Source organism: Pseudomonas sp. PD9R, assembly GCF_019200975.1.
Lineage (GTDB): Bacteria > Pseudomonadota > Gammaproteobacteria > Pseudomonadales > Pseudomonadaceae > Aquipseudomonas.
On the sequence record NZ_JAHTMR010000015.1, the window covers coordinates 107765 to 120589 of the forward strand.

At 59.8% G+C, this 12825-nt stretch carries 8 protein-coding genes; 1 reads left to right on the forward strand and 7 read right to left on the reverse strand.

Annotation, left to right across the window (positions count from 1 at the left end):
• Positions 1–148: 148 nt before the first annotated feature.
• The 4 genes from urtD to urtA all read right to left on the reverse strand — a co-directional run bounded on the left by urtD (position 149) and on the right by urtA (position 4990).
• Positions 149–1018: an urea ABC transporter ATP-binding protein UrtD gene (gene urtD / locus KUF73_RS24665; RefSeq protein WP_218440610.1), complete on the reverse strand. Its 870-nt coding sequence runs from the start codon at positions 1016–1018 to the stop codon at positions 149–151.
• On the reverse strand, positions 1015–2094 hold the full coding sequence (gene urtC, locus KUF73_RS24670; RefSeq protein WP_218440611.1) for an urea ABC transporter permease subunit UrtC: 1080 nt from the start codon (positions 2092–2094) through the stop codon (positions 1015–1017). Before urtC ends, urtD begins: the two co-directional genes overlap by 4 nt.
• Complete coding sequence (gene urtB / locus KUF73_RS24675) at positions 2094–3593, reverse strand: urea ABC transporter permease subunit UrtB (protein ID WP_218440612.1); 1500 nt, start codon at positions 3591–3593, stop codon at positions 2094–2096. Before urtB ends, urtC begins: the two co-directional genes overlap by 1 nt.
• A 131-nt stretch (positions 3594–3724) precedes the next feature.
• The gene (urtA, locus tag KUF73_RS24680) at positions 3725–4990 is read right to left on the reverse strand and encodes an urea ABC transporter substrate-binding protein (RefSeq protein ID WP_218440613.1); all 1266 of its coding nucleotides are present in this window, start codon (positions 4988–4990) and stop codon (positions 3725–3727) included.
• A gap of 280 nt (positions 4991–5270) precedes the next feature.
• On the opposite strand from urtA, the gene KUF73_RS24685 reads away from it, so the two are divergent.
• The gene (locus KUF73_RS24685) at positions 5271–9803 is read left to right on the forward strand and encodes a hypothetical protein (protein ID WP_256345687.1); all 4533 of its coding nucleotides are present in this window, start codon (positions 5271–5273) and stop codon (positions 9801–9803) included.
• Between the two features lie 115 nt (positions 9804–9918).
• Here the strand turns inward: KUF73_RS24685 and KUF73_RS24690 are convergent, their stop codons facing one another.
• Genes KUF73_RS24690 through KUF73_RS24700 form a run of 3 tightly spaced genes read right to left on the reverse strand, consistent with a single transcriptional unit; the run spans position 9919 to position 12658 of the window.
• Entirely contained in the window at positions 9919–10929 is a 1011-nt protein-coding gene (locus KUF73_RS24690) for an iron ABC transporter permease (RefSeq protein ID WP_218440615.1), read from the reverse strand.
• Positions 10926–11873, reverse strand: coding sequence for an ABC transporter substrate-binding protein (locus tag KUF73_RS24695; RefSeq protein WP_218440616.1), 948 nt, complete (start codon positions 11871–11873; stop codon positions 10926–10928). Before KUF73_RS24695 ends, KUF73_RS24690 begins: the two co-directional genes overlap by 4 nt.
• Complete coding sequence (locus KUF73_RS24700; RefSeq protein ID WP_218440617.1) at positions 11870–12658, reverse strand: ABC transporter ATP-binding protein; 789 nt, start codon at positions 12656–12658, stop codon at positions 11870–11872. The genes KUF73_RS24695 and KUF73_RS24700 overlap by 4 nt, the downstream gene beginning before the upstream one ends.
• Positions 12659–12825: the final 167 nt, after the last annotated feature.

The following is a 12825-nucleotide window of genomic DNA, read 5'->3' on the forward strand; positions in this document are numbered from 1 at the left end:
AATTCCTTCTGTTCTACCCGAACGGCTTTATGCAGGAGCTGTCGAGTGCAACGAGGCTGCGATCTTTTGATCTTGATCTTTGCCGGCATCGCTGAAGATCAAAAGATCGCAGCCTCGTTGCACTCGACAGCTCCTACAGGGGCAACGGTCATCGGCCGAGGTAAACCTCGATCACCCGCTCGTTGTCCTGCACTTGTTCCAGCGACCCTTCAGCCAGCACGCTGCCCTGGTGCAACACGGTGACGTGGTCGGCGATGGAGCCGACGAAGCCCATGTCGTGTTCCACCACCATCAGTGAGTGTTTGCCGGCCAGGCTTTTGAACAGCTCGGCGGTGAATTCGGTTTCGGCGTCGGTCATGCCTGCCACCGGTTCGTCGAGCAACAGCAGTTGCGGGTCTTGCATCAGTAACATGCCGATTTCCAGAAACTGCTTCTGACCGTGAGACAGCAAACCGGCGGGGCGATTGACCGAAGTGGTCAGGCGAATGGTGTCGAGCACTTCGGCGATGCGATCTTTTTGTTCGCCATTGAGCCGCGCCCGCAGGCTGGCCCAGACCGACTTGTCGGTTTTCTGCGCCAGTTCGAGGTTCTCGAACACGCTCAAGGCTTCGAACACCGTCGGCTTCTGAAACTTGCGGCCGATGCCGGCCTGGGCGATCTGCACTTCGCTCATCTGCGTCAGGTCCAGGGTTTCGCCGAACCAGGCTTTGCCGTGGCTGGGGCGGGTCTTGCCGGTGATCACGTCCATCAGCGTGGTTTTGCCCGCACCGTTGGGGCCGATGATGCAGCGCAACTCGCCGACGCCGATGTACAGGTTCAGGTCGTTCAGCGCCTTGAAACCATCGAAGCTGACGCTGATGTCTTCCAGGGTCAGGATGGTGCCGTGGCGGGTGTTCAGGCCCGGGCCGGCGCGTTGGCCAAGGCCGATCGAATCGCGGCTGGTGCCGGCGTCCTTGTTCGGGTCCACCGGGAAAAAGGCCGGTTCGAGCATGAACTCGGCGGTCGCAGTGACTCTCATTGTTCACCTCTCTTTTTCAGCAGACCGATCACGCCTTTAGGCAGGTACAGGGTCACGACGATGAACAATGCACCGAGGAAAAACAGCCAATACTCGGGGAACGCCACGGTGAACCAGCTCTTCATGCCATTGACCACGCCGGCGCCGAGCAACGGGCCGATCAGCGTGCCGCGACCACCGAGGGCAACCCAAACCGCGGCTTCAATCGAGTTGGTCGGCGACATTTCACTCGGGTTGATGATGCCCACTTGCGGCACATACAACGCGCCCGCCAGACCGCACAACACCGCGCTCAGCACCCAGACAAACAGCTTGAAACCACGCGGGTCGTAGCCGCAGAACATCAGGCGGTTTTCCGCATCACGCAGCGCCGTCAGCACGCGGCCGAACTTGCTCTGCGCCAGACGCCAACCGATGAACAGACTCGCCACCAGCAACACCACCGTGGCGAAAAACAACACAGCGCGAGTGCCTGGCTCGGTGATACCGAAACCGAGAATAGTGCGGAAATTGGTGAAGCCGTTGTTGCCGCCGAACCCGGTTTCATTGCGGAAAAACAGCAGCATCCCGGCGAAGGTCAGGGCCTGGGTCATGATCGAGAAATACACGCCCTTGATCCGCGAACGGAAGGCGAAGAAACCGAACACCAGCGCCAGCAACCCAGGTGCCAGAACGACCAGGCACAGAGTCCAGATAAAGCTGCTGGTGCCGGTCCAGAACCAGGGCAGTTCGGTCCACGACAGGAAGGTCATGAACGCCGGCAAACCATCGCCCGAGGCCTGGCGCATCAGGTACATGCCCATCGCATAACCGCCGAGGGCGAAGAACAGGCCGTGGCCGAGGGACAGTAAACCGGCGTAACCCCAGACCAGATCCAGCGCCAGGGCGACGATGGCGTAGCAGAGGATTTTGCCCACCAACGTCAGGGTATAGGCCGAGACGTGAAACGCGTTGTCCGGCGACAACAGTGACAGCAGCGGCAACGCCAGCAGTAAAGCGAGGATCACTGCACCAACGGCCATCGTGAGCTTGGGGCCAGCCTTTTGGGTGGCGGTAACGAGCAGGGGCTGGTTCATTAGTCGATCACCCGTCCTTTCAGTGCGAAGAGGCCTTGCGGACGTTTCTGGATGAACAGAATGATCAGCGCGAGGATGAGGATCTTGCCGAGCACAGCACCGATTTGCGGCTCGAGAATCTTATTCGCAATGCCGAGGCCGAACGCGGCGAGCACGCTACCGGCCAGCTGACCTACGCCGCCAAGCACCACCACCAGGAAGGAATCGATGATGTAGCTCTGGCCAAGGTCCGGGCCGACGTTGCCGATCTGACTCAGGGCCACGCCACCGAGGCCGGCGATGCCCGAGCCGAGGCCGAAGGCGAGCATGTCGACGCGCCCGGTGGGTACGCCGCAGCAAGCGGCCATGTTGCGGTTCTGCGTGACGGCGCGCACGTTCAGGCCCAGTCGCGTTTTGTTCAGCAGCAGCCAGGTCAGCACCACCACAAACAACGCGAAGGCGATGATGACGATGCGGTTGTAAGGCAGCACCAGATTGGGCAGCACTTGAATCCCGCCCGACAGCCACGCCGGGTTGGCCACTTCGACGTTCTGCGCACCGAACACCAGGCGCACCAACTGGATCAGCATCAGGCTGATGCCCCAGGTAGCGAGCAGGGTTTCCAGTGGGCGGCCATAGAGGTGACGAATCACCGTGCGCTCCAGCGCCATACCGATGGCGGCGGTAACGAAAAATGCCACCGGCAACGCGATCAGCGGATAGAACTCGATGGCCTGTGGCGCGTAGCGCTGGAACATCAACTGCACCACGTAAGTCGAGTAGGCACCGAGCATCAACATTTCGCCGTGGGCCATGTTGATCACGCCGAGCAGACCGAAGGTGATCGCCAGACCCAACGCCGCCAGCAGCAGAATCGACCCCAGCGACATGCCGCTGAAAGCCTCGCCGAGGATCTCGCCAACCAGCAGTTTGCGTTTCACTTGCGCCAGGCTGGTTTCAGCGGCGGTGCGTACGCTGGCGTCGGCTTCGACGCCCGGTTCGAGCAACCCTTCGAGGCGGGTGCGGGCCAGCGGATCACCGGTTTCGCCCAGCAACCGCACAGCGGCGAGGCGCACGGCCGGGTCGGTATCGACCAGTTGCAGATTGGCCAGCGCCAGACTCAAAGCGGCGTGGACAGTCTGGTCTTGTTCGCCAGCCAGTTGCTGGTCGAGGAATTTCAGCTGCGCCGGTTTGGCGCTTTTCTGCAATAGCTGCGCGGCGGCGAGGCGGATTTTGGCGTCGGCGGCGAGCAATTGGTGGCTGGCCAGTGCGGTGTCGATCAGGCCCCGCAGGCGATTGTTCAGGCGCAAGGTTTTCGGCTGGCCGTCGACGGTCAACTCGCCTTGTTGCAGGGCGTTGATCAACTCGATGCGGGCCGGATCGGGCTGCGCGGCCCAGGTTTCCAGCAGTTTTGCTTGTTGCACGGGGTTGGCCGCGACGAAGTCTTCGGCGTCGCCGGCGTGGGTGGCCATCGGCATCAACACAAATGCAATGGCAAGAAACAGTCGGTAAAGGGACATAGCAGCGTCCTGAAAGGCGACGATGGACCCTGTAGGAGCGAGGCTTGCCCGCGAAGAGGACCGTGAGGCCACCAAAAGCTTCGCGGGCAAGCCTCGCTCCTACAGGGTTTGGGTGAATGCAGTCAGGTGGCTTAGTTGCTCTTCATCGCGTAGTCAGGCTTCTTGTCGTTACCCTGAATGAACGGGCTCCACGGTTGGGCGCGGATCGGCCCTTCGGTTTGCCATACAACGTTGAACTGACCGTCGGCCTGGATCTCGCCGATCATCACTGGCTTGTGCAGGTGATGGTTGGTCTTGTCCATGGTCAGGGTGTAGCCGGACGGTGCGGCAAAGGTCTGGCCGGCGAGGGCTTCGCGGACTTTGTCGACGTCGGTGGACTTGGCTTTTTCAGCGGCCTGCGCCCACATGTGGATGCCGACGTAAGTGGCTTCCATCGGGTCGTTGGTCACGGCTTTATCCGCGCCCGGCAGGTTGTGTTTCTTGGCGTAGGCTTTCCAGTCGGCGACGAATTTCTTGTTCGCCGGGTTATCCACCGACTCGAAGTAGTTCCACGCCGCGAGGTTGCCAACCAGCGGTTTGGTGTCGATACCGCGCAGTTCTTCTTCACCCACCGAGAACGCCACAACCGGAACGTCGGTGGCCTTCAGGCCCTGGTTGGCCAGCTCTTTATAGAACGGCACGTTGGAGTCGCCGTTGACGGTGGAGATGACCGCCGTCTTGCCTCCGGCCGAGAACTTCTTGATGTTGGCCACGATGGTTTGATAGTCGCTATGGCCGAACGGGGTGTAGACCTCTTCGATGTCTTTGTCGGCCACGCCTTTGGAGTGCAGGAACGAACGCAGGATTTTGTTGGTGGTGCGCGGGTAGACGTAGTCGGTGCCGAGCAGGAAGTAACGCTTGGCGCTGCCGCCTTCTTCGCTCATCAGGTATTCAACAGCGGGGATCGCTTGCTGGTTCGGCGCGGCGCCGGTGTAGAACACATTCGGCGACATCTCTTCGCCTTCGTATTGCACCGGGTAGAACAGCAGGCCGTTGAGTTCTTCGAACACCGGAAGCACCGATTTACGCGACACCGAAGTCCAGCAGCCGAACACCACGGCGACCTTGTCCTGGGTCAGCAATTGACGGCCCTTTTCCGCAAACAACGGCCAGTTGGATGCCGGGTCGACCACCACCGGTTCCAGCATCTTGCCGTTGACACCGCCCTTGGCGTTGATCTCGTCGATGGTCATCAGCGCCATGTCTTTGAGCGATGTTTCGGAGATCGCCATGGTGCCGGACAACGAATGCAGAATGCCGACCTTAATGGTCTCGGCGGCCTGGACGGTCCAGGTCATGCCCATCGCGGCAATACTTGCCGAGAGTGTGAAAGCTTTGATCAAGCTACGACGCTTCATTGTGCGATCTCCATGAACTTATGAATTTTCTTGGTGGGCAGATGCGGACTACTGAAGGGTCTTTAGCAAGGGCTGTGCCCGGTCGGGAAAAGGCAGGGAAATGTCGTATTAGAGCGGTTGATACGTTTCGGTGACGCACCAGGTTAGGGCTGCGGGAGGGGCGTGGTGCGGGGTCGTGCGCGGCATTGGTGCTCAATGCCGACGATAACTATGTACCGCAGGTCGTGCGCGCAAAGTCCTGATCATCGGGTTTTCTCAATCGAGTGAACGAATCATGGACATGACGCCAACCGAAACACCTTCATCAGTGACACCAAAAAATGCGTTTCCTGCCCTGGGGCCAACCTTCATCAGTGCAGATGACGCGGCGTACTGGGTTCATCGGCAGATCGGTACGCAACGTGACGTGTCCTATGGCGGTGTGATTCTTCAGCGCAGCGATGGCATGTTTGTGCCTACCTTGCCGATTCAGGGCCGTAGGACGAATTTTGATTTTGATGAGTTTCTCTGGATGGGAAGGCCTTCCCGGAAACGATTTGAACCTGACGGTTTTACCGGCGCTGGCTACTACCTTTCCAATGCGGCGGATCATGCCTTGCTCCAGGAGCAATACCCGAATTGGTCGGCTGAGCAGATCAAGCTGTATCTCGGTTTCTACTCCGAAGCACACATGGCGCTGCACATGCAGGAAAAGGGGTCTTACGCACAGAGACACTATTTGTCGGGGCCGGATGGTTCGTTGATCAAATACGAGTCGATACAACCGGGCAGGGAAAGGAAACTCATTGAAGTCGGGATCACACGAGGGAGCACGTTCGGCGTCACTTTTACGATGATCCAGACCTTGGCGCAGATCGGTACCCTGAGTGTGTTGGTTGCCAATGACCAGTGGGGCGGTGTCAGGGGTGTCGTGCCGGCGAACTGGATGCTTGGGATGCCGGTGCATAAACCCGAAGTGCTTCGGGCCCCGCCGTTTTTCGGTCCGGTGTCTGATCAGGCAAGCGACGCGATTCTGGCGGCGGGCAGGGGTGTCGCTCTGCAAAAGGGTGACCGATTCCTCGGGTTCGTTCTCAAGTCGGCTTCAAGCGACGACTGGGTTGCCACCTACCGGGTCAGTGCGCGTCACCCGCAAACCGCATTGCGTGAAACCTTCCCCACTGATGGAAAGGGCAAGCTGATCGAGGTCCTCGATTACAGGCTCGAAGGTTTGTATTTCGTCTGTGCGGCCGACGGTACGGGCACTGTCGAGCCCTGGCTGTATGAGCGTTTTTTCACGCCGGCCGACCTGGCCACCGGCATCGAATTCTCTACCGGGGATGTGTATCGGCAGGAATACGCCGACTTTCTAAAGGTTTATGCCTTACTCAACGAAGGTGCGGTGTTGCAATACCAGCCTCAGCATCATGTCAGTGAAGAGCCTTTGAGGAACGGTAGCGATGTCGAAGCGCACTTGAGGGCCGGTACGCTCACACCCACAGATTATGTCCGGCGTGTGGCCGGCGTCGGAGGGCTGTCGGTGCTGAAGAGCAGTGGGTTGTGGGATGTCACCGGTCGTGCCGATGCCAATTGGCAGCCGTATGCGAGGTCGCGGCACCTGAGCGCCACATTTGTGCTGGCCGACGATGCAGCGCGGTTTGCCCATGAGCAAATTGGCAGCCGGCGCGATCAGGCCTACGCCGGGTTGATCCTGCAAAACCGCGATAAGCGCTATGTCGCGACCTGGCCCGCTCCGGTGCCGAACTCCAGGTTCGCCTTGGGCTGGTTTTGCCCATATGAGGCAAACGGAACACCGATCATTCTGGCCGAAGGTTATTCACTGTACGGGGTCTACGCATCGCGCTGGACTTCTGATGCCCGAACGGTGGGGCGTGATGAAGCCGAACAACTTACCGCCGCGCAAATGTTCACCGATGAAGACATTCGGTGGATTCTGAGCCAGCAGGCACATCTTTCAGTGGCGTATCTCTCAGGCTCGGCGGACAGCTTGCTGGCTTATCGGCCTGATGCAGGAAAAGCCACGGCTCGCCGGCAATTGCAGGAGCGGGTGGCATTACAGGGTAATAGCCCCAGCGTCATTGCACAGGAACTGGCCAGCAATACCCGGCAACCCGATGATGTGGTCACAGAGTTCGCTGGTACAGGGGAGTTGCGCGTACTGATCGGTAACGACACGTGGGGTGTGCGTGACAGTCTCTTCAGTAATGAATTGCCGGTAAAAAAACCGGCCATCGACACTTTTCAGCCAAGGCTCGGCGCGCTGTTTGCCACGCCCGAGCTAGCCGTTCTGGATGCACATGCCAGGGCATGTTCCGACTACCGGGCCGTCGCGGCGGGTCTCGGATTTATCCTCAAACACAACGAGCGCAACGAGTATGTAGCGACCGAGACGGTACTCGCCAGATCCCTGGATGCATTGAATCAGGCCAGTGATTTCGGTGTGCCGGTGCTGATCGATGAGTACCGGATTCACAGCGTGTATTACTCCGGGCACTGGCTGCCAAGCGCACTGTCGGCAAGCGATCGTTGGTTCGCCCGTCACTTTGTTCCGATAGGTGATTTGTTCGTTGCCCTGTTCGATGACAAGGACACCCAGCGCCTGACCCATCATCAGGCGTTGAGTCTCTACATCGCCACGCTCGACGGAGCCTTGCTGCACTATCGCTATTCACCGTCATCGAGGCTGTTCGTGACCGGCTCGGAGTCGGTCGGCCCCAGGACTTTGCTGTCACTGATGGCGGGCGAGGTGCCGCCGTTTCCGGGCGTCATGGGAAAAGTGCTTGCGGCTGGGAGCCTTGAAGTGCGGGTGAAAAGCGAGTGTTGGGATAAAGCAGGTCCGGTTTCTGCTTCATGGAAACCTTATGCGTTGGTGCAGCGCCGTCGCCTGAGCCCGGCCTATTTATGGCAGGACGACGCGGTGCGTTTCGCCATGGCGCAACTGGGCACGCGGCGCGAGCGGATCGATGGTGGCTTGGTGCTGCGTCGGGCCGATGGTTTGTTTGTCGCTACGTTGCCGGTGCCAGTCGAAGCTGAAAACTTTCCGCCGAACTGGATTCGCCTCGACCAGCTGGCGGACAAAGGTGAGTTCCTGGCAGGCAGCACGGTGGTCGCCCGCTATCATTCGCGCCGCAAGGTCGAGCCGGTTTTTGCCTTGTCGAGCCGGGAGCGGGACACCTACCTCAATATGTTTTCCAGTGATTTTATGTCCGCCATCCTGCATGAGGGCAGTGCTGAGGCGAGCTTGTCACCCGGTACGGAATACCTGCTCGGCCTGGAAGACAGTCTGATCAGATACACCCGAAGCGGTAGCGTCGAGGAAAAACGGCTTGGCGTTGCGTTGACGCCTGCCAGTCAGCTGCAGCCGAGGCAAACGCCAGTCGAGTTGCAGATGCGTGCTGCAAAACTGACCCCCAGCGAGTTCGTCAACCGGATGGCGAAGGCCGGTGAGCTTTATGTTGTCCAGGAAAACCGGGTGTGGGGGATGGCGCGACGGTTATCGCATTGGGCGGGGTACTCCAGCCCCATCGCGCCGGCGTTGCGCCGTTTTGCGGTGGGTGAGCCGGCGTTAAGCCCGGTGTTCACGCAGCCCGACGACGCGGTGCGGTATATCCACAGACACACGCAACCGCGCGCGGAGTTGATGTTTGGCTTCATCCTGAAATCGTCGACCTCCGAGCGGTACATGACGACGCTTGCGGTTCCCGGCCCGCAGGGCAATTTCAGCGCTGCAAGGTTGTTTCCCCAGGAATTATTGCCGCAGGGCTACAGCATTCATGGACTTTATTTGTGCACGCCAGAAGTATCTGCTGCGCGCTCGGATGATCTTCATCACAGCTTTATCACTCCCCAGCATTTCGCTCGCGGGATGGATGCAGTGAGGGTGTCTTCGGCCCAGGGGAGCATGTATCTAAAACTGTATCTGTCTTGTGCAGACGGGGCGTTGTTGAGGTATGAGGCGAAGAGTACCGCCGAGCAATGGGCGAGTTTCAGCGCGACCCATATTTATGAGAAGGAACTGGAGGCGGGCCAGGAACCCTTGCTGGAGTACCTGCGCAAAGTGGTTCGCAATGGTGAACTGCGCGTGGTGGTGCGCAGCAGTTTCTGGTCACCGTTTCGAGTGGATGCTAAGGGTGTGAAAACCGGCATCGGCCTGGTCAGGTGGCCGCAGGACAACCGGTTTGCACTGGGCCCGGTATTTGCGCATGCCGACGATGCTGCACGTTGGGCGCAGCACCACGTCGGGGAATACAACGGCAAACAGTTCCTGGGGGGGATTTTGCTTCACGTCGAGTCCGGTTCTTTCGTCGCGATTGAACCCCTTGAAGACGGGACGGGTGGCGAGTCCGGTGCGGCGGCCCGATTGTTTTACGCCGGAGCGGGCGGTCCGATTGCCGAGATCAAGGTGCCGGGTGTGGCGCCGTTGCCATTGCCGCAGTTCCCGGAAGGCTTCAGGCTGGCCGGTGTTCATCAGTTCTATAAAGTAGTCAATGTGATCGCCCCGATCGTCAGTGATACCGACCGCCAACTTGTCAATCACCTGGCCCTGGGCGATTTGCGTTTCAGCACGCAGGTGCTGAAAAAGAACGCGGTGCCGGGGTCCAGCTGCTATCTGAGTGGTCGTGGGGGTGCCTTGTTGAAATTCACGCCGAGCCACACATCCAGCGAAACCGCAGTCCTGGATGAGGGTGTGAGTGCAGGCGTCAGTACTTTTTTTACCAAACTGTTGGGCACCAGCAAATTTCAGGTGCTTGAAGTTGATGCCTTCTGGCCCCATCGCGGCCCGATCAGCGCCGAATTGAACACTCCCCATACCTGATGCCGACCCCTGTAGGAGCTGTCGAGTGAAACAAGGCTGCGATCTTTTGATTTTGATTTTTGAAGATCAAAAGATCGCAGCCTCGTTTCACTCGGCAGCTCCTACAGTGGGGACATCAGCGGCGGCGCATGAGGCCGATGAAGAACAGGCCGCCGATTGCCGCGGTGGCGACGCCGATGGGCAGGTCCTCCGGGGCGATCAGGGTACGGGCGGCGACGTCCACCCACAGCAGAAAAACACTGCCGAGCAACACGCACACGGGCAGCAACCGGCGGTGTTCAGCCCCGACCAGGTGCCGCGCGATGTGCGGCACCATCAACCCGACAAAACCAATCGACCCACTGATCGACACCAGCACGCCGGTCATCAGCGAGGCAACTACAAACACTCGCAGACGAACCGCGCGAGCATTGAGGCCGAGCGTCACGGCAGTCTGCTCGCCGGCCATCAACGCATTCAACGGCCGAACCATTCCCAGCAACAATACCAACCCGAGTAACACGCTGGCTGCCGGCACTGCAAGCAACTCCCAACGCGCCAAACCGAGGCCGCCGAGCATCCAGAACATCACTGCCGAACTGGCGCGGTGATCGCCCAGAAACAGCAACAGATTGGCGATCGCCATCATTACAAATGACACCGCCACACCGCACAGCAGCAGGCGGTCACTGTCCAGCCGACCGTTGCGGTTGGCGATCATCAACACCAGCAGCATGCTCAGCAGCGCGCCGATGAACGCTGCGATGGGCAAGGTCAGCAGGCCGACGATTTCACCGACATGCAACACCACGATTACCGCGCCTAACGTCGCCCCGGAAGTCACACCCAGCAGATGCGGGTCGGCCAGCGGATTGCGTGTCACCGCTTGCAGCACTGCACCGATCAACGCCAGCCCGGCACCCACCAACGCGCCGAGCAGCATGCGCGGCACACGGATCAACCAGACAATATGTTCCTGACCGGCGCTCCAGTCCGCCACGCCAATACCGAACAGCTGGTGCAACAGAATCCGCCAGACCACGTCCACCGGCACCCGCGCCGGCCCAACCCCCAGCGAAACCACACACGACACCAGCAACAACGCGCCAAGGGCGATCAGCAACAAGGCGTAGCGACGATTGATCATTCGCCGTGGAAACCCTTGGCCAGGGTTTCGACCGCCAGCACATTGTCGATTCCCGGCGTGGCCTGTACGTAAGGGATGACGATGAAGCGTTGGTTCTTGATCGCGTCCACCGATTGCAGGGCTTTGTTGTTCAGCAAAAATTGTTCCTTCTGTTCAGCGGAGACTTCGCCATAGTCGACAATCACGATCACCTGCGGGTTACGCTCGACCACGTTCTCCCAGTTGACCCGGGTCCAGCTCGCCTCGACGTCATCAAGCACATTGCGCCCGCCGGCGGCGTCGATCAGGGCTTGCGGCATGCCCAGTCGGCCCGACGTCATGGCCCGGTCTTCACCGCTGTCGTAGAGAAATACCCGTGGCTTGTCGGCGGGCAGATTCTTGCGAATCCCGGCGACTTGCGCCTGCATATCGGCGATCAGTGCATTGGCGCGATCCTGCACGTCAAAGATTTTGCCGAGGTTGCGCAGGTCGTTATAGGTGTCTTCCAGAGTGGCCGCTGGACGCTTCATCACGAAGGCGCAGGACTCGGTCAACTCATAGACATTGATGCCCAGCGGTTGCAGGGTTTGCGGCGTGAGGTCACCGCCCACGCGCATGCCGTAATCCCAACCGGCGAAGAAGAAATCGACGTTGGCATTGAGCAGGGTTTCCACTGACGGGTACTTGGCCGCGAGCTCCGGCAAACCATCGAGGATGGTCTGCATTTGCGGCGTCACCGACTTCCAGCCGGACACACCGCTGTACCCGGCCATGCTTGGCTTGAGGCCGAGGGCGAGCATCATCTGGGTCATGTTGATGTCGTGGCTGACCGCGTGTTTCGGTGCCTGACTGAAGGTCACTTCGCGGTTGCAACTCTGGATGGTCAGCGGGTATTTCGTGGCGTCGGCCAAGGCGTGGGCACTGCCCAGCAACAGCGCGACGCACAGCAGGGAACGCAGGTTCATGGTTGAGTAATCCAGGTGATTCGTGGGTAGCCGTGCAAAGGGTGTTCATCGATCAGTGCTTCGACGCCGAATACGTTGCGCAGCAGCGCGGCGTTCAGGACTTCTTTTGGCGTGCCGCTGGCGATGATGCGCCCGTGGTTGATCACGTACAGCCGATCACAAAAAGCGGCGGCCAGATTGAGGTCGTGAATGCTTGCCAGCGTGCTGACCTTCAGGCGCCTGACCAGCCTCAAAAGCTCCAGCTGATAGCGTGGGTCGAGGTGGTTGGTCGGCTCGTCGAGGATCAGCAGTTGCGGTTGTTGGGCCAGGGCGCGGGCGAGGATCACCCGCTGTTTTTCACCGCCAGAGAGGGTGGAGAATGCGTGGTCTTCGAAACCTTCGAGGCCGACCGATTCCAGGGCTTGGGTCACGAGGTTGCGGTCTTCGAGGGTGTCGCCGTCGAACAGACCTTTGTGCGGCGTACGGCCCATGGCGACCACCTCGTCCACGGTCAGGCCGAAGGCGTCTGGGAATTCCTGCAACACCACGGCTATGCGCTGCGCGCACCAGCGTGAGGAGTGCTTCCAGACGTTGTGATGATCGAGCCGGACCTCACCGTTCTCCGGTTTGCTGAAGCGCCAGGCGCAACGCAACAGGCTGGTCTTGCCGCTGCCATTGGGGCCAATCAGCCCGACAAACTCGCCGGCGGCCACGTGCAGCGAGGCATCACGCAGCTGGAACTGGTGATGACAATGACCGTGGCCCAGGGGCGTCCAGGCGAGGTTTGTGAGGTTCAGCGAGGTCATGCGTTAACTCTGAGATTTTTGCTGATGCTGATGACGCCATCGCGAGCAAGCTCGGCTCCTACAGGTTTTGTGTCCGTCGCAAGACCTGTAGGAGCCGAGCTTGCTCGCGATGAGGGCCTGTAGGTGAAAATAAACTTGGGGGAAACCAAACGCGCGAAGTTTACAGC